18 protein-coding genes are annotated in these 15905 nt (G+C 76.3%); 8 read left to right on the forward strand and 10 right to left on the reverse strand.

Annotated features, from left to right (window positions below; all coding sequences use genetic code 11):
- The first annotated feature begins 19 nt into the window (after nucleotides 1–19).
- Complete coding sequence (locus AC3WUG_RS01645; RefSeq protein ID WP_492326040.1) at nucleotides 20–1504, forward strand: gluconokinase; 1485 nt, start codon at nucleotides 20–22, stop codon at nucleotides 1502–1504.
- 44 nt (nucleotides 1505–1548) lie between these two features.
- Here AC3WUG_RS01645 and AC3WUG_RS01650 read toward each other — a convergent pair whose 3' ends face one another.
- A complete protein-coding gene (locus AC3WUG_RS01650; protein ID WP_492326041.1) occupies nucleotides 1549–1974 on the reverse strand; it encodes a pyridoxamine 5'-phosphate oxidase family protein in 426 nt (141 codons plus the stop codon).
- Nucleotides 1975–2141: 167 nt separating this feature from the next.
- Here AC3WUG_RS01650 and AC3WUG_RS01655 point away from each other — a divergent pair, with 167 nt between their 5' ends.
- The 5 genes from AC3WUG_RS01655 (at nucleotide 2142) to AC3WUG_RS01675 (ending at nucleotide 6425) form a co-directional block, all read left to right on the forward strand.
- Nucleotides 2142–2708, forward strand: coding sequence for a pyridoxamine 5'-phosphate oxidase family protein (locus AC3WUG_RS01655; RefSeq protein WP_492326042.1), 567 nt, complete (start codon nucleotides 2142–2144; stop codon nucleotides 2706–2708).
- A 50-nt stretch (nucleotides 2709–2758) separates the two neighbouring features.
- Entirely contained in the window at nucleotides 2759–3319 is a 561-nt protein-coding gene (locus AC3WUG_RS01660; protein ID WP_492326043.1) for a dienelactone hydrolase family protein, read from the forward strand.
- 33 nt (nucleotides 3320–3352) lie between these two features.
- Complete coding sequence (locus AC3WUG_RS01665) at nucleotides 3353–4279, forward strand: pseudouridine synthase (RefSeq protein WP_492326044.1); 927 nt, start codon at nucleotides 3353–3355, stop codon at nucleotides 4277–4279.
- A gap of 79 nt (nucleotides 4280–4358) precedes the next feature.
- On the forward strand, nucleotides 4359–4721 hold the full coding sequence (locus AC3WUG_RS01670; RefSeq protein WP_492326045.1) for a DUF3817 domain-containing protein: 363 nt from the start codon (nucleotides 4359–4361) through the stop codon (nucleotides 4719–4721).
- Nucleotides 4722–4778: 57 nt separating this feature from the next.
- Complete coding sequence (locus AC3WUG_RS01675; protein ID WP_492326046.1) at nucleotides 4779–6425, forward strand: ABC-F family ATP-binding cassette domain-containing protein; 1647 nt, start codon at nucleotides 4779–4781, stop codon at nucleotides 6423–6425.
- Between the two features lie 34 nt (nucleotides 6426–6459).
- On the opposite strand, the gene AC3WUG_RS01680 is transcribed toward AC3WUG_RS01675, so the two are convergent.
- From AC3WUG_RS01680 to AC3WUG_RS01690, 3 genes are all read right to left on the reverse strand, one after another.
- Nucleotides 6460–6954 carry a hypothetical protein gene (locus AC3WUG_RS01680; RefSeq protein ID WP_492326047.1) on the reverse strand — a complete coding sequence of 165 codons (495 nt, stop codon included), beginning with the start codon at nucleotides 6952–6954 and terminating at the stop codon, nucleotides 6460–6462.
- A gap of 223 nt (nucleotides 6955–7177) precedes the next feature.
- On the reverse strand, nucleotides 7178–9667 hold the full coding sequence (locus AC3WUG_RS01685; protein WP_492326048.1) for a glycosyl hydrolase 53 family protein: 2490 nt from the start codon (nucleotides 9665–9667) through the stop codon (nucleotides 7178–7180).
- 197 nt (nucleotides 9668–9864) lie between these two features.
- Nucleotides 9865–10338: an ATP-binding protein gene (locus AC3WUG_RS01690; RefSeq protein ID WP_492326049.1), complete on the reverse strand. Its 474-nt coding sequence runs from the start codon at nucleotides 10336–10338 to the stop codon at nucleotides 9865–9867.
- Between the two features lie 155 nt (nucleotides 10339–10493).
- Between AC3WUG_RS01690 and AC3WUG_RS01695 the strand changes: the two genes are divergently transcribed.
- Nucleotides 10494–11117 (forward strand): sugar O-acetyltransferase, encoded by a 624-nt coding sequence (locus AC3WUG_RS01695; RefSeq protein WP_492326050.1) that lies wholly within the window; start codon nucleotides 10494–10496, stop codon nucleotides 11115–11117.
- Between the two features lie 93 nt (nucleotides 11118–11210).
- Here the strand turns inward: AC3WUG_RS01695 and AC3WUG_RS01700 are convergent, their stop codons facing one another.
- From AC3WUG_RS01700 to AC3WUG_RS01725, 6 genes are read right to left on the reverse strand one after another with little or no spacing between them, the layout of a single operon-like run.
- Nucleotides 11211–11711 (reverse strand): GNAT family N-acetyltransferase, encoded by a 501-nt coding sequence (locus AC3WUG_RS01700; RefSeq protein WP_492326051.1) that lies wholly within the window; start codon nucleotides 11709–11711, stop codon nucleotides 11211–11213.
- Between the two features lie 37 nt (nucleotides 11712–11748).
- The gene (ppk2, locus tag AC3WUG_RS01705) at nucleotides 11749–12567 is read right to left on the reverse strand and encodes a polyphosphate kinase 2 (protein ID WP_492326052.1); all 819 of its coding nucleotides are present in this window, start codon (nucleotides 12565–12567) and stop codon (nucleotides 11749–11751) included.
- A 41-nt stretch (nucleotides 12568–12608) separates the two neighbouring features.
- Nucleotides 12609–12962: a type II toxin-antitoxin system PemK/MazF family toxin gene (locus AC3WUG_RS01710; RefSeq protein ID WP_492326053.1), complete on the reverse strand. Its 354-nt coding sequence runs from the start codon at nucleotides 12960–12962 to the stop codon at nucleotides 12609–12611.
- Nucleotides 12959–13198, reverse strand: coding sequence for an antitoxin (locus AC3WUG_RS01715; RefSeq protein WP_492326054.1), 240 nt, complete (start codon nucleotides 13196–13198; stop codon nucleotides 12959–12961). The genes AC3WUG_RS01710 and AC3WUG_RS01715 overlap by 4 nt, the downstream gene beginning before the upstream one ends.
- A gap of 33 nt (nucleotides 13199–13231) precedes the next feature.
- Complete coding sequence (locus tag AC3WUG_RS01720) at nucleotides 13232–13972, reverse strand: nucleotidyltransferase domain-containing protein (protein ID WP_492326055.1); 741 nt, start codon at nucleotides 13970–13972, stop codon at nucleotides 13232–13234.
- A 6-nt stretch (nucleotides 13973–13978) separates the two neighbouring features.
- Nucleotides 13979–15388, reverse strand: a complete 1410-nt coding sequence (locus AC3WUG_RS01725; protein WP_492326056.1) for an APC family permease — start codon at nucleotides 15386–15388, stop codon at nucleotides 13979–13981.
- 132 nt (nucleotides 15389–15520) lie between these two features.
- Between AC3WUG_RS01725 and AC3WUG_RS01730 the strand changes: the two genes are divergently transcribed.
- Nucleotides 15521–15871: a YtxH domain-containing protein gene (locus tag AC3WUG_RS01730; protein WP_492326057.1), complete on the forward strand. Its 351-nt coding sequence runs from the start codon at nucleotides 15521–15523 to the stop codon at nucleotides 15869–15871.
- Nucleotides 15872–15905 lie beyond the last annotated feature (34 nt).

Below are 15905 nucleotides of genomic sequence, written 5' to 3' on the forward strand. Positions count from 1 at the left end.
CGACGACGAGGACACCCCGATGGCCCGGACCACTGACGACGTCGCCCTCGAGGACGCGCTCGACCCGCTCGTGGTCGCGATGGACATCGGCTCCACCGCGACCCGTGGCGGCGTGCACGACGCGACCGGCCGCCCGGTGCACGGCCTGCAGCACAAGGTGCCGCACGCGTTCACCGTCGCGCCGGACGGCACCTCGGTCATCGACCCCGACCAGGTCACCGCCGAGGTCGAGCAGGTCCTCGACGCGGTGACGGGGGACCGCCGGCTCGGCACCCGGATCGCCGGCGTCGCGCTCGACACGTTCGCCGCGACGCTCGTCGGCGTGGACGCCGCGGGACGGCCGCTGACGCCGTGCCTGACCTACGCCGACTCCCGCAGCGCCGCCGCGGTCGCGGAGCTGCGCGCGGAGCTGGACGAGCGCGCGGTGCAGCAGCGCACCGGGACCCGGGTCCACACGAGCTACCACGCGCCCCGGCTGCGCTGGCTCGCGGCCGCCGAGCCGCGGGTCGTCGCCGCGGCGGCCGCGTGGTGGTCGCTCGGCGAGTACGTGCACGCGCGGCTCGTGGGTGAGCCGCTGGCGGGGACGTCGACCGTGGCGTGGACCGGGCTGCTCGACCGGCGCACCGGGGCGCTGGACGCCGAGCTGCTGGCCGCGGTCGACACGGACCCCGGGCGGTTCTCCGCGCCCCGGGACACGGCCGACCCCGCGACGCCCACCGCCCCGCGCCGCTGGCCCGCGCTCGCCCGCGCCGCCTGGTTCCCCGTGATCACCGACGGCTACGCCAGCAACGTCGGCTCCGGCGCGACGGACGCGACGGTGGTGACCGCGTCGACGGCGACCTCCGGCGCGCTCCGCGTCCTGGTCGACGGGCCTGCCGACCCGCTGCCCTTCGGGCTGTGGAACTACCGCGTCGAGGCGGGGCGGACGCTGCTCGGCGGGGCGATCAACGACGTCGGACGGGCCGTGAGCTGGGCGCAGGCGACCCTGCGGCTGAGCGAGGACCTCGCGCCGGTGCTCGCCGCCGCGCCCGCGGACGGGACGCCGCTCGTGCTGCCGTACCTCACCGGCGAGCGCGCGCCGGGCTGGGCCGGCGGGGCCCGCGCCACGTTCACGGGCGTCTCCGCGGCCACGACCCCCGACGTCCTGTACCGCGGGATCGTCGAGGGCGTCGCGCTCACGTACGCGCGGGTCGCCGACGAGCTGCACCCCGCGGCGCCCGACGTGGTCGAAGTCGCTGCATCCGGGCGGGTCAGCGGCGAGCAGCCGGGGTGGCTGCAGGTCCTCGCGGACGTGCTCGGCCGACCGGTCACGCACGTGACGCGGAAGCGGGCGACGCAGCGCGGGACGGCGCTGCTCGCGCTCGACGTGCTGGCGCCGGACGTGCCGCGCGCGCCGCGGGCCACGGGGGCGACGTCGGAGCCGCGGGCCGAGCACGCCGGCTACTACGCCGACCGGCGGGCGCGGTTCGCCGGGGCGTACGACGCGCTGGTCCGCGACGCCTGACGGCGCGCGCGGCCGGGCGGGCGCGCGACCCGCGCCCCCGGCCGTCAGTACACGAGCCGCCGCACGTCCTCCGGGTGCAGCACGAGCCGGACCTGGTCGTCGGCCAGCACGGCCGCCAGGTCCTCCCGGCGGGCCGGGTCGTCCAGGTCCCAGTACCGGTGCGCCAGCCGCTCGGCGAGCTCGTGCGCGCCGTCGGGCTCGATCGTGACCCGGCCGGCGATCGCGACCCAGTGCTCGCGCTCGGCGACCGGCGCGGCGACGACGAGGGAGGCGCGCGGGTCGCGGCGCAGACGCCGGACCTTGAGCGCGTCCGCCTCGCTGAACAGCTGGACGGTGCCCTCGTCGGTGACCTCGAACCACACGGGCCGCGGCTGCGGCGGCGTGGGTCCGGCGGCGACGGTGAGGAACCCGTGCAGCGGCCGGCGCAGCAGGTCGAGGTCCTCGGCGGTCAGGGTGGCGTCGGTGCTCATCACGGCCTCTCGGGGTCGGCGGCGGTCGGCGGCGTCGTCCGCCTCCATCCCACCGGGGGTGCGCGCGTGCCGCAACCGGCGCGACCGCCGCAACCGGCGCGACCGCCGCGACCTGCGCGCGCGCCCGCGACGCGCGATGCTGGCACCCCCCGACCCGGAGGAGCGCCGTGGACACCGCCGCCGACCTGCCGCCCGCGCTGCGCCCGGTGTGGGACGCCCTCGCCGCGGCGACGAGCCGCCGGACGGCGTTCACGCTCGCCGGCCTGGCGACCGCGTCCGGGGACGGCGCCCCGCAGGTCCGCTCGGTGATCCTGCGCTCCTGGGACGGGGCGCGCGGCGTGCTCGGGTTCGCGACCGACGAGCGGTCCGCCAAGGTGCGCGAGCTCCGGGCCGACCCACGGGTCGCGCTCGTGCTGTGGGACGACGAGTCCCAGGTGCAGGTGCGCCTCGCCGGCCGGGCGGCCGTCGTGGCCGATCCCGCGGCGCGGCGGCGCCGGTGGGCGGGCCTCGGCCCGGGCACGCGGCGCGGGTACGCGACGACGACGGCCCCCGGCGCGGCGGTCGACGGCCCCGTGGGGCGGGACGACGACGAGGCGGCGTGGTTCGGCCGGTTCGCCTGGGTCGAGGTGGTCGTGGACCGGGTCGACCGGCTCGACCTGTCGGCCGACCCGCACGACCGCCTGGTGGCCGACCGGGGCGCCGGGGGCTGGCGCGCCCGGCGCGTCGCGCCGTGACGCGCCGCGGGCCCTGTCGTCGGGCACCGGTGCCCGCGTAGCCTCGCCGCATGGCCGACGTCGTCCTCTTCCACCACTCCGGCGGCCTGACGGCCGGGGTCAGCGCGTTCGCGGACCTCCTGCGCGAGCGCGGGCACACGGTGCACACTCCCGACCTGTTCGAGGGGCGGACGTACTCCGACGTGGCCGAGGGCGTCGCCTTCGTGGAGTCCGTCGGCGAGGACGTGTTCGCCCGCCGGGCCGCCGAGGCCGTCGCCGCGCTGCCCGCCGAGGTCGTCTACGGCGGGATGTCGTTCGGCGCCGCCCGCGCGGGGGAGCAGGCGCTCGCCCGGCCCGGCGCGCGCGGCGCGTTCTTCCTCTACGGCGCCGTCGCCCCCTCGTGGTGGGACGCGACCTGGCCCGACGCGGTCCCGGCGCAGGCGCACGTCGCCGAGGGCGACCCGTGGCGCGAGCCCGAGGCGGAGGACGAGCTGGTCGGGTTCGGCGGCGAGCTGTTCGTCTACCCGTGCGCGGGGCACCTCTTCGCGGAGGTCGGGCACCCGGACCACGACCCGGCCTGCGCGGAGCTCGCGACGGAGCGGGTGCTGACGTTCCTCGACGGCCTGGACTGAGGTCGCCGGGGGCCGCGCTCGTACCATCGCCCGGTGCCCCCTCGCTCCCCGCTGCCGCCGCGCCACGGCCTCGCCGCCGCGTGGCTGCGCACCCCGGACCGGGACCGCGCGCGGCCCGTGCACTGGACGACCATGGGCGCCTGGCTCCGCGACCGGCTGCCGGAGCAGGTCGACGTGGCGGCGATGCTCGCCGACGGCCGGTTCGTCGACGAGGACGGCCGCCCCGTGCGCGCCGACGACCCGTACGGGCCGCACCGGTTCGTCTGGTTCCACCGCGACCTGCGCGACGAGCCCGAGGTGCCCGGCCCGATCCACGTCGTGCACCGGGACGAGCGGCTGGTCGTGGTCGACAAGCCGCCGTTCCTGTCGTCGATCCCGCGGGGCCGGCACGTGCTGCAGAGCGTGGTCGTGCGGCTGCGCGCCGAGCTCGGGCTGCCGGAGCTGTCGCCGCTGCACCGGCTGGACCGGGTGACCTCGGGGCTGCTGATGCTCGCGACCGAGCAGCGCTGGCGCGGCGCGTACCAGACGGTGTTCGAGCGCCGGGAGGTGCGCAAGACCTACCGGGCGCTGGCGCCGGTGCGGGCGGACCTGGACCTGCCGGTCGACGTGCGGAACCACATCCGCAAGGAGCGCGGGGTGTGGCAGGCCGAGGTGGTGCCGGGCGCGCCGGTGAACGCCGAGACGCGGGTGGAGCTGGAGTCGACCGGGCCGGACGGCCTCGGCGTCTACCGGCTCAGCCCCCGCACCGGGCAGACGCACCAGCTCCGGCTGCACCTGCTGGGGCTGGGCATCCCGATCGTCGGGGACCCGCTGTACCCGGTGGTCCGGGACGTCCCGGTCGACGACTTCGGCACGCCGCTCCAGCTGCTCGCGGCCGAGATCCGGTTCGCCGACCCCGTCGACGGGGCGGACCGGCGGTTCGCGAGCGTGCGCCGGCTCCCGCTGGCGCCCGAGGCCTGAGCCGCGGGGCGGTCCCCGGGCGCGCGCCGGGTTACCGTCGTGCGGTCCCGTCGACGATCCGCCGCAGGAGCACCGCCGCATGAAGCGAGTCACCCACCCGGACGCCCAGGCGTTCCGGATCGCCGCGTTCCTCGAGGCCGCGACCTGGGCCGGGCTGCTCGTCGGCATGTTCCTCAAGTACGTCACGAAGACCACCGAGGTCGGCGTGCAGGTGTTCGGGCAGGCGCACGGCCTGGTGTTCCTCGCGTACGCGGCGCTGACGGTCGTCGCCGGGATCCGGCTGCGCTGGGGCTGGTGGCCGACGCTGCTGGCGCTCGCGGCGTCCGTGCCGCCGATGTTCACCCTGCTCGCGGAGCGGTGGCTGCACCGGACGGGCCGGCTGGAGGCGCCCGCGGACCGCGGGGCCCGGCCGGCGGCGGAGACCGAGCCGGCCGACCGCTGACCTGCGCCCGGGCGCAGAGCGCGTGAGCCCGTCCGGCCGAGGCCCGACAATGGACCCATGAGCGCGACCGTGCAGGCCAAGGGCGTGGGGGCCGCGTTCGGCGACCGCGAGCTGTTCTCCGGCGTCGACCTGGTGGTCGCCCCCGGCGACGTCGTCGGCCTCGTCGGCCCGAACGGCGCGGGGAAGTCGACGCTGCTGCGGATCCTCTCGGGGACCCGCAGCCCGGACGACGGGGCGGTGTCGGTGTCCCCGCCGACCGCGCAGCTCGGCTACCTCGCCCAGGAGATCGAGCGCCGGGCGGACGAGTCGGTGCGCGCCCACCTGGAGCGGCGCACCGGCGTCGGCCCCGCGCAGACGGCCATGGACGCGGCGGCCGAGCGGCTGGGCGCGGGCGAGCCCGGTGCGGACGACGAGTTCGCCGAGGCGCTGGAGCGGTGGATGGGCCTCGGCGGCGCGGACCTGGAGGCCCGCACGGGCTCGGTGCTCGCGGACCTCGGCCTCGACGTCGACCCCGAGCTGCCCATGACCGCGCTGTCCGGCGGCCAGGCGGCGCGCGTCGGCCTGGCGGCCCTGCTGCTGTCCCGGTACGACCTGTACCTGCTGGACGAGCCGACCAACGACCTCGACCTGGAGGGGCTGGCGCTGCTGGAGGACTTCGTCGACCGGTCGACCGCGCCGGTGGTCGTCGTCAGCCACGACCGGGAGTTCCTCAGCCGCACGGTCACGTCGGTCGTCGAGATCGACCGCAGCCTGCAGCGGGTGGCCGTCTACGGCGGCTCGTACGACGCCTACCTGGAGGAGCGCTCGACCGCCCGGCGCCAGGCCCGCGAGGCCTACGAGGACTACGCCGCCCGCCGCGACGCGCTCTCCGCCCGGGCCCGGATGCAGCGCGCGTGGATGGACAAGGGCGTGAAGAACGCCCGGCGCAAGGCGTCCGACAACGACAAGATCGGCCGCAAGTTCCGGGCGGACGCCTCCGAGAAGCAGGCGGCCAAGGCCCGGCAGACCGAGCGCCTGATGGAGCGGCTGGAGGTGGTCGCGGAGCCGCGGAAGGAGTGGCAGCTCCAGATGAGCATCGCCGCCGCGCCCCGGTCGGGCGCCGTGGTCGCGGCCGCGCGGGCCGCGGTCGTCCACCGGGGCGGGTTCACGCTCGGCCCGGTCGACGTGCAGCTCGACTGGCAGGACCGCGTGGCCGTCACCGGCCCGAACGGCGCGGGGAAGACCACGCTGCTCGCGCTGCTGCTGGGCCGGCTCGCGCCCGACGAGGGCCGGGTCGACCGCGGCTCCGGTGTGCTGGTGGGGGAGGTCGACCAGGCGCGCGCCGCGTTCGAGGGCGACGCCCCCCTCGCCGACGCGTTCTCCCGCGAGGTCCCCGACTGGACGACCGCCGACGTGCGGACGCTGCTGGCCAAGTTCGGCCTCGGCGGCCACCACGTCCACCGGCCCGCGTCGTCGCTGTCGCCGGGCGAGCGGACCCGCGCCGCCCTCGCGCTCCTCCAGGCCCGCGGGGTCAACCTGCTGGTCCTCGACGAGCCGACCAACCACCTCGACCTGCCCGCGATCGAGCAGCTGGAGCAGGCGCTGGAGTCGTTCGACGGCACCGTGCTGCTGGTGACCCACGACCGCCGGATGCTCGACAGCGTGCGGCTGACCCGGCGGTGGCACGTCGAGGACGGCCGCGTCACGGAGGTCACCGCGGACTGAACGCCGCCGGTCCGGGGCGGCGCGGGGGTCGGCGTCAGGTCGTCGCGGACGAGTCGGTCGCCGACGCGCCGTCGTCGGTCGTGCCGGAGTCGGTGCCGCCCGAGCCCTCGTCGGACCCGCTGCCGGAGCCGTCGCCCTGGCGGTCCGAGGGCGGCTGCGGCATCTCGCCGCTGCCGCCGCCGGGCACCTGGCCGCCGGGGCCGCCGCCCTCGAAGGTGGGGAACGTCGGGTCGGGCGCCGTGGCCCGGCCGATCGCGAAGCCGCCCCCGCCGCCGACGAGCAGCACGCCCGCGAGCACGAGCGACGCGACCGCGCGGCGGCCGAGGCGGCGCCGGGGCCGCCCGGGAGGCGCAGGCGGCGCGTCCGGATCGGGCGGCGCGGCGGGGTACCCGTCCGGCACGGTGGCGGCCGGGGCCGGGGTCGGGGCCGGGGTGGGCGCGGTCGGGGTCGTCGCCCCGGCGGGGGCCGGGGGCGCGGCGGGCCGCGGCCCCTCGGCCGGCGGGCGGGTGGTGTCCGGGTTCTCGGTCATGGGCACGACCCTCGCGCCCGATCCCGTGCCCCGCTCCGGTCCCCGCTGTGCGGCCCCTGAGCGTGCGCGGCGGCGTGCCCGGTCGCTGTCGATCCTGCAGCGGTGCGTCGGGGACGCGTTCGTCCGTCCGGGCTGGTACAGGCTCCGGCCACGGTCCCCACCCGATGCTCGCGCCGTTGCCTGATCGAGCGGGGTACGGCGCGAGAATCGGGTGGGGATCCCGTCAGGCCGCCCGGGTCGCGCGGGCGCGGTGCCGGCGCGCCAGCACCAGGGCCCCGCCGGTCGCGAGCAGCAAGGCCGACAGCAGCACCGCCCCGGCGGGGTCGGCGCCCGTGGTCGCGAGGGAGCCGTCGCCCAGGACGACGATCCGCACCTGCGCGAGCACCGCGCCGTCGAGCGACCGGACCTGGACGTGGTGCACGCCCGGGGTCAGGTCGGTCGGCAGGGTGACCGTCGCGGTGACGGAGCCGTCCGTGACGGCGGCGCGGGCCAGCGCGCGGTAGGTGCTGGCGACCCCGATCTCGACCTCGCCGACCGTCAGACCGCTCGCGGTCACCGTGACCGGGTCACCCGGGCGGAGGGTCCGGTCGCTGACGGTGACGGTCGGGCCCGTCGTGGCGCCCGGGGTGGTGCCGGGGGTCGTCGTGCCCGCGTCCGGCGAGGGCGTGGTGCCCGGCCCCGTGCCGGGGGTACCCGGGCCGGTCCCCGGGTCGCCGGGGTCGGTGCCCGGGGTGCCCGGGCCGGTCCCCGGGTCCGTCCCCGGGTCCGTCGGCTGCTGCGCGTCCCGCACCAGCCGCACCTCGTCGACCGTGCCCCACGCGCCGCCCGACAGCGTCGCGGCGACCGACACCGTCGCCACCCCGTCCGCCCCGACCGTGACCGGCACCGAGGGCGTCGACCAGGCCTTCCAGCCGGTGAGGGCGAACGGCGCGGAGGCCGAGCCCGCGGGGGTCGCGGCGCCGAGCAGCAGCTGGTCGCCGGCCGACGTTCCGCCGCCCTGCCCGGTCGCCGTGAGCGTGTACGCACCGGGCTCGAGCCCGGTGACCTGCTGCGACAGCGTGAAGCCGTAGGCGGCGGCGTCCCAGAACGACAGCGCCCGCGCGCCGGCGGCGGCGTCCCCGGTCGCCGTGATCTGCGCGCCCGACCCGGTGAGCGTCCACATGGACGTGTCGGCGTCCTCGAAGCCCGGGTTCCGCACGTGGTTCACGGCCTCGACGACGACCGTCGCGGCCGCGGCGACGCCCGCCGCGGTGACGCCCGGCACCGGGTACGTCCCCGGTCCGTCGACCGCCGCCAGCGCCGCGGCGTCCCAGGTGACCGCCTGGGCCTCGACCGACCCGTCGTTGTACGTGACCTGCACGGTCGGCGGCAGGACCACCGGGGAGCCGTCGGCCACCGTGACCCGCACCTGCTCGACGGAGGCCACCGCCCGGGGTGCCGTGGCGCCGGTCCGGACGTAGGAGAACACCCGCAGCGACTCGAGCGCGGTGCCGTCGTCGGCGAACAGCGCCTGGTTGTCCCAGGCCGAGCCGCCGTAGTACTGCCCGGCGTCGTCGGAGTCGTACCCGCCGGCGTACGACGACGCCCAGCCCGAGCCGTGCGCCTCCCACAGGGCCTTGTTGGCGTCGAGCGCGGACGGCGGGCCGACCGGCGTCCACGCCGGCTCCCAGTAGAAGACGCCGATGCCCGCGTCGCCGACGGCCGCGACCGCCGCGACGACGTCCCGCACCGCCGTGGCCTGGCCCTGCACCGAGATCGGGTACTGGTGGGTGGTCGTGTCGGCGGTGATGACGTTCGGGTGCCCGTCGCCGTCGTCCAGCGTCCGGGCCCACGAGGTCTCGGCGACCATGACCTGCTTGTCGTAGTCGTCGGCGACCTGCTTCAGCACCGACGTGAGGTTGCCCAGGGTGCCGTGCCAGTACGGGTAGTACGAGCTTGCGAACACGTCGTAGTCGACGCCCCGGGCGTCGAGCGCCGCGGCGGCGGTCGCGTACCGGCCGGCCGTCTCGGGGTTGGTCAGGTGCACCGCGACCAGCGCGTCCGGCAGCACGGTGCGGACCGCGGAGCTGCCCGCGGAGAACAGCTGCGCCATGCTGTCCCACCCGCTCACGCCGGCGACCGCGTTGTTGGTCTCGTTGCCGACCTGCACCATGCCGACGTCCACGCCCGCGTCCCGGAACTCGGTGAGCGCGTCCGCGGTCCAGTCGTGCAGGGCCACTGCCTTGTCGGCGACGGACAGCCCCTCCCAGGCCTTCGGCACGTGCTGCTTGGCGGGGTCGGCCCAGAAGTCGGAGTAGTGGAAGTCGACGAGCACCCGCAGGCCGTGCGCGGTGGCGCGCTCACCGATCTCGACGGCGCGCGCCACGTCGACGGTGCCGCCGCCGTAGCCCCGGCCCTGCGCGTCGTACGGGTCGTTCCAGACCCGGACCCGCACGTAGTTCACGCCGGAGTCGGCGAGCACCTCGAACAGGTCGGTCGGCACGCCGTCGGCGTCGCGGTACACGACGCCGCTGGCCTCCTGGGACAGCACGGACGACACGTCGACGCCGGTGATGAAGTCCTCGGCCAGGCCGTCGACCTTCGCCACGACGACGCCGGCGTCCACCGGTCCCCCGTCGGGCGCGGCCGCGGCGGCGGGTGGGGCGGTGGTCAGCAGCGCGGCCACGGCGGCGAGTGCCGCCAGCCGTCCGGTGCCTCGGGGGAGTGCGTGCACGGGCGGTCCCTCTCCGTGATCGTCGTCGTTCGCGGGGTGCGGCGACTGTAAACGATCACAGTCGCGGAAGACCAGCACTGTGCGGCAAGTGGGGCACCGACTGCGTCACGCGCGGCCCGAGAACTGTGAGCGCGCACAGTCGAGAACCGCGAAAGCGCCCCGAGGCGGCCACCGTCGGGCCGCTCCGGGGCGCAGGGTCAGCGCTGCGCGGGGAAGGTCGCCCAGACGTGCTTGGTCGCGTCGGTGGTGTACCAGCCGACCTCCTGCGACAGCCGGTGCGCGATCAGCAGGCCGAAGCCGCCGGCGCCGGACGGCCGCTCGCCGGCGATGACCGGCGTGGTCTCCAGGTCCGCGTCGCAGACGTCCAGGAGGTAGTCGAGATCGTCCGCCAGCAGCGAGAGCACCGTCGGCGGGCGGCCGTGCTGGAGCGCGTTGGTGGCGAGCTCGGAGGCGACGAGCACCATGTTCTCCGGCACCCGGCCGAGCACGACCTGCGGGGCCGCGTGCGGGGCGGTGATCTCCTCGAGCAGCTCGCGGCGCACCCGCGCCAGGTCGGTCACCGAGTCCAGGCTCCACGACCGCACGGGGCGGAACCTCTCGGGGGGACGCGACGTCACGATGCCGGCGTCCTCCTGGGGCCGCGCGGCCGCGTCGTCTGCAGAGTGCGCCACGGTGTCCTCCATGGTGGGTGCGGGCCGGGATCGGACCCGACGTTAGGTGGCCCTTCCCGGTGCCGCCACCGGAGCGCGCCGACCCCCGCCGCGCGCACGGCAGGATGGTGCGGGCCGCCCGGCACGCGGGCGGCGACGCCGACGAAGGGGTGGCGATGGACGACCGCGAGCGCGAGGTGCGCCGCCGCATGGCCGCGCACGAGCCGTACACCGACTACGGGCCCGGCCTCGAGGTGCTGGAGGAGGAGCGCACCCGCGGCAAGGAGCTGGTGCACGAGTTCAACGCCTCGCACCCCCGGGACGCGGAGGGCCGGGACAAGACGCTGCGGGAGCTGTTCGGCTCGGTGGGCGAGCGCGTCTGGGTCGAGCCGCCGCTGCGCGTCATGTACGGCAGCCGGGTGCACCTGGGCGACGACGTCTACGTGAACGTCGGCCTGACGCTGGTGGACGACGTCGAGGTGCACGTCGGCAGCCGGGTCATGGTCGCCCCGAACGTCACGGTCATCACGACGGGCCACCCGGTGCACCCGGACCTGCGCCGGGACGGCACGCAGTTCTCGGCACCGGTGCGGATCGAGGACGACGTGTGGATCGGCGCGGGGGCGACGATCCTCCCGGGCGTGACGGTCGGCGAGGGGTCGGTCGTCGCGGCGGGCGCCGTCGTCACGGGGAACGTGCCGCCGCGCACCGTGGTCGCGGGCGTCCCGGCGCGGGTGCTCCGGGAGATCACCGACGCGGACCGGGACTTCCGCTACCGCCCCCCGCGCGACCTGGCCTGAGCGCACCGCCCGGCCGAGGTCGCCGGTTGCGCCGCGACACGCGGCACGTCACGCCGCGCCCGTGCGCGGAACCGACGACCTCGGCGGGCGCGCTCAGCGCCCGGCGCGCGCCAGGTCCAGGGTGAGGAACGTCGAGGCGGCGCTCGGGGCGTAGTCGGCGAACGGCTCGCACTCCGTGAAGCCCGCCCGGGAGTACAGGGCGCGGGCCGCGGCGAAGTGGTCGTCGCTCCCGGTCTCCAGGCTGATCCGCGCGTAACCGCGGTCGACCGCGAGGCCGACCAGGTGCGCGAGCAGCGCGCCCGCGACGCCGCGGCGCCGGGCCGCCTCCGCGGTGTGCATCGACTTGATCTCGCCGTGCCCCTCGGCGATCTCGGCGAGCGCCCCGACGCCCAGCAGGGTGCCGTCGTCCGCGTCGCGCGCGCTCAGGAACGTGATGTGCGGCGCCGTGAGCGCGGCCACGTCGAGGGCGTGCACGTCCTCCGGGTCGCTCTGCGCGTGCATGAGCTCCAGGTGCCGGGTCAGCAGGGCGTGCACGTCGGGCGCGCGCGGGTCGTCGGGGGCGATGGCGGGCGGGGTCGCCGGGGTCGTGGTCATCGGGCGGGACGGTACCCCCGGCGCAGGGCGACGCGCCTCAGGCGTCCGCCTCCGGGTCGCCGGTCAGCCGCGCGGCGTGGTCCGGCACCGAGGTGAACAGCTCGCGCGGGGGGCGCTGGTAGTCGTCGGCGGGCGGCCGCTTCGGCAGCTTCACCTTCTCGTGCTTCACCTCGCGGTACGGGATGGTCGACAGCAGGTGGGCGATCATGTTCAGCCGCGCGTTCCGCTTGATGTCGGACTCGACCACGTACCAGGGGCTGTCCGGGGTGTCGGTGTGCGCGAACATCTCGTCCTTCGCCCGCGAGTAGTCCTCCCAGCGGGCGATCGACTCGAGGTCCATGGGGCTCAGCTTCCACCGCCGCACCGGGTCGTCCAGCCGCGAGCGGAACCGCCGGAGCTGCTCCTTGTCCGAGACGGAGAACCAGTACTTGCGCAGCAGGATGCCGTCGTCGATGAGCATCCGCTCGAAGACCGGCGCCTGCTGGAGGAACCGGGCGTGCTCCTCGGGGGTGCAGAAGCCCATCACCTTCTCGACGCCCGCGCGGTTGTACCAGGACCGGTCGAACAGCACGATCTCCCCGCCCGCGGGCAGGTGCGCGGCGTACCGCTGGAAGTACCACTCGGTGCGCTCGCGCTCCGTGGGCGCCGGCAGCGCGGCGATGCGCGCGACGCGCGGGCTGAGGTACTCGGAGATCCGCTTGATCGTGCCGCCCTTGCCGGCCGCGTCCCGGCCCTCGAAGACCACGGCGACCCGGGTCCCGGTCGAGCGCACCCACTCCTGGAGGGTGACGAGCTCGGACTGCAGGCGGAACAGCTCGGCCTCGTACACGTCCTTGGGCACCTTCGGCGTCGTCATCCCCGGACGGTACGCCTCTGACCAGGCCGAGCGGGAGGGGCCTACAGGGCGAGGTGGATCAGCAGGGCCTCGTCGAGGGCGGCGACCTGCTCCGGGGACAGGGTCCCGAGCCGGTCGCCGAACCGCGACACGTCGACCGCGCGGATCTGCTCGGCCTGCGCCTTGGAGTCGGTGGCGAGGCCGTTGCGCCGCTCGGCCGGGACGAGCACCTGGAACGCCAGGACCCGGGCGGTGTTCGACGTCAGCGGCACGACGGTGACCACGCCGCGCCCGGTGCGCTCGGACGCCTTGTTGCGGCCGTCTCCCGAGACGATCACCGCCGGCCTGGTGCGCTTGTCCGCCTCCGCGCCGACCACCGGGTTGAAGTCGATCGTCCAGATCTCGCCCCGCCTCATGCGTCGCGCCCGAGCCCGTCACCGGAGGTCAGGTCCCAGGCGGCCGCGTCCTCGGACCCGTACCACTGCTCGTCCGCCTCGAGGTACTGGCTCTCGAGCTCCTTCTCTCGGAGCGCGGCGATGGCCGCGTGGAAGGCGGCCGAACGGGACCGGAGGCCGTGGGCGCGCTCGTACTCCTTCAGGAAGTCGAGGTCCGGCACCGGTACCGTCACCGTGACCCGCTCACTCAGACTCATACTGCCGATCGTACCGGGGATACCCGCGCCGGGTCAGCCCCCGCCCAGCCCTCGCGCCGCCGCCACCGCGGCGAGCAGCGCCTCGGGCTCCGGGGCGAGCCCCAGCACCAGGTCGTCGACCCCGCGCAGCCCGGCCCGGTCCAGCAGCCGCTTCTCGTTGGTCGCCCACTCGCTGCGCCCGGCGAGCACCGCGTGCGCCCGCTGGGTCACGGCGACCGCGACCAGCCCCGCGCACTGCGCGACCCGGCCGGCGCGCGCGTGCTGCTCGGCGCCGTCGAGCGTGAAGTCGGCCCGCGCGCCCCACACCTGCGGGGCGGTCCGGCGCAGCGCGGCAGGGAAGCCCGGGCGGGGGAGCGCGCCGTGCAGCACCCGGTGGCCGGCGAGCTCGGCGACCACGACGTACGTCGGGAACCCGGCGAGGTGGAACAGCAGCGGCTCGATGTCGAACTCGCCGCGCTCGGCCCGCCCGACCTCGCGCTCCACCACGTCGAGGTCCCGGTAGTGCACGTCCACCCGCCGGCCCTCGACGGTGAGCCACGCGCCGCCGTTGAACACGCCCCCGCCCCAGCCGCCGACCTCGAAGACGTGGCCCGCCCACCCGACGTCGCGCAGGCGCTGCGGGTCGAACGCGCCGCGGTAGTAGAGCGCGAGGTCCCAGTCGCTGTCCGGCCGGTGGGTGCCGTGCGCGCGCGAGCCGCCGAGGGACACCGCCTCGACCCCGGGGAGCCCGGCGAGGGTGCCGGCGACGCGGGCCAGGAAGGACTCGTCGGACATGCCTCGTCAGCCTGCCAGCGCGGCGTCGTCCGCGTCGACCCTCCCCACCACCAGCCGGTTCACCACGTACAGCACGACGCCGATCGCCAGCAGGACCGCCGCCCGCAGGTACACCGACCCCTCGCGCCCGGTGAGCGGCGACGCCAGCACCAGCGAGACCACCGCGCCGACCACCGGCGCCCAGGTCGGCGCGCGGAACGACCGCTCGGCGTCGCCCTCGACCCGCTCGGGCTCGTCGTCGTCCCCGCCCGGCCCGGAGGCGGGCCGCCGGCGCAGCACGAGCACCGCCACGTTCACCACCGCGAACACCAGCAGCAGGAGCAGCACCGTGGTGTCCGCGAGGTCCCCGAGGTCGCCGGTCGCGGTCAGCGTGAGCGCCAGCACCACGGTGAACGCGATCGCCACCACCGGGGTCCGGCGCCGCGCCTGCACCCGCCCGAACAGCGCCGGGATGATCCGCTCCCGCGCCATCCCGTAGACCAGGCGGGACGCCATCATCATGTTGATCAGGGCCGTGTTCATCACGGCGAGCAGCGCGATGAGCGCGAACAGCCAGGCGGGGAAGACCAGCCCGGCGACCTTCACCACCTCGAGCAGCGGCCCCGTCGACCCGACGAGCACGTCCGTCTCGACCAGCATCGACGCGGTGAACGCCACGGCCAGGTAGATGGCGCCGGCGATCGCGAGCCCGCCGAACAGCGCCCGCGGGTAGTCGCGCCGCGGGTGCTTCGCCTCCTCGGCGAGGTTCACGGAGTCCTCGAACCCGAGCAGCGCGTAGAACGCCAGCGCCGCGCCGCCCAGGACGCCCATCCACGCGGCGCCCTCCGTGTTCAGCTCCAGCGCGCGGCCGGGGTCGCCCTCGCCGCGGACCAGCGCGACGACGCCGATGCCGATGATGACCAGCAGCCCGGTCGCCTCGATCAGCGTGAGCACGACGTTGACCCGGACCGACTCCGAGACGCCCAGGACGTTCACCAGCGTGATCAGCCCGAGGAACACCCACGCGGCGACGACGGTCGGGACCCCGAACGGCAGCAGCTCGGCGAGGTAGTCGCCGCCGAACGCGCGGGCCGCGGCGGACGCGCTGGTGATGCCGGACATCATCACGGCGAACGCCACCAGGAACGTGAGGAACGGCCGGCGGAAGGCCCGGTTCGCGTACAGCGCCGCGCCGGCGGCCCGGGGGTACCGCGCCACCAGCTCCGCGTACGCGGTCGCGGTGAGCGCGGCCAGCACGAACGCGAGCAGGAACGGCAGCCAGATGGCCCCGCCGACCTCGGCCGCGACCGTGCCGGTCAACGCGTAGATCCCGGCGCCGAGGATGTCCCCGACGACGAACAGCAGCAGCACGGTCCGGCCGATCGACCGCTTGAGCGCGGGCTCGTGGTCCCGGCTCACCTGCGTGGACTCCGCCATGCCGCACCACCCCCTCCGCGGCACACTGTGCTCCCGCCCGGGCGCTCGCGCGCGGCGAGCGGCTCGCCGGGCGCGCGACGACCCCCGCGCCTACGCTCGATCGGACCACCAGGACATCTCAGGAGGTCAGGCATGAAGGGCAAGCTGGCATTCGTCCTCGGCGCGGGCGTGGGCTACGTGCTCGGGACCCGTGCGGGTCGCGCGCAGTTCGAGAAGATCAAGGGCTGGGCGTCCGACGCCTGGCACGACCCGCGGGTCCAGTCGACGGTCGACGACCTGGAGTCGAAGGCCGCCGGGTTCGCGAAGGACCAGGGCGCCGCGCTCAAGGACAAGGCGGTCGACGCGGTGACGAGCGCCGTGTCGCGCACGCCGGACGACGACGCGACCGGCGCGACGGGCGCGACCGACGCCACCGGCGCGACGCGGACCACCCCGCCCGCCGGCACGACCCCGACCACGCCGGTCACCCCGCCCGGGGCCTGAGCGCGGCCTGAGCGGGCCCCGGGCGGGAGGGCGT

The sequence above is a fragment of the Cellulomonas sp. EB106-03-03-XG116 genome (assembly GCF_058792015.1).

Excerpts from the sequence above, each read along its gene's own strand:
- AC3WUG_RS01725 (WP_492326056.1), bottom strand. The coding sequence starts at position 15,388 with ATGGCGGAGTCCACGCAGGTGAGCCGGGACCACGAGCCCGCGCTCAAG.
- AC3WUG_RS01730 (WP_492326057.1), top strand. The coding sequence starts at position 15,521 with ATGAAGGGCAAGCTGGCATTCGTCCTCGGCGCGGGCGTGGGCTACGTG.
- ppk2 (WP_492326052.1), bottom strand. The coding sequence starts at position 12,567 with ATGACGACGCCGAAGGTGCCCAAGGACGTGTACGAGGCCGAGCTGTTC.
- AC3WUG_RS01720 (WP_492326055.1), bottom strand. The coding sequence starts at position 13,972 with ATGTCCGACGAGTCCTTCCTGGCCCGCGTCGCCGGCACCCTCGCCGGG.
- AC3WUG_RS01660 (WP_492326043.1), top strand. The coding sequence starts at position 2,759 with ATGGCCGACGTCGTCCTCTTCCACCACTCCGGCGGCCTGACGGCCGGG.
- AC3WUG_RS01670 (WP_492326045.1), top strand. The coding sequence starts at position 4,359 with ATGAAGCGAGTCACCCACCCGGACGCCCAGGCGTTCCGGATCGCCGCG.
- AC3WUG_RS01650 (WP_492326041.1), bottom strand. The coding sequence starts at position 1,974 with ATGAGCACCGACGCCACCCTGACCGCCGAGGACCTCGACCTGCTGCGC.
- AC3WUG_RS01700 (WP_492326051.1), bottom strand. The coding sequence starts at position 11,711 with ATGACCACGACCCCGGCGACCCCGCCCGCCATCGCCCCCGACGACCCG.
- AC3WUG_RS01645 (WP_492326040.1), top strand. The coding sequence starts at position 20 with ATGGCCCGGACCACTGACGACGTCGCCCTCGAGGACGCGCTCGACCCG.
- AC3WUG_RS01680 (WP_492326047.1), bottom strand. The coding sequence starts at position 6,954 with ATGACCGAGAACCCGGACACCACCCGCCCGCCGGCCGAGGGGCCGCGG.
- AC3WUG_RS01715 (WP_492326054.1), bottom strand. The coding sequence starts at position 13,198 with ATGAGTCTGAGTGAGCGGGTCACGGTGACGGTACCGGTGCCGGACCTC.
- AC3WUG_RS01710 (WP_492326053.1), bottom strand. The coding sequence starts at position 12,962 with ATGAGGCGGGGCGAGATCTGGACGATCGACTTCAACCCGGTGGTCGGC.
- AC3WUG_RS01675 (WP_492326046.1), top strand. The coding sequence starts at position 4,779 with ATGAGCGCGACCGTGCAGGCCAAGGGCGTGGGGGCCGCGTTCGGCGAC.
- AC3WUG_RS01695 (WP_492326050.1), top strand. The coding sequence starts at position 10,494 with ATGGACGACCGCGAGCGCGAGGTGCGCCGCCGCATGGCCGCGCACGAG.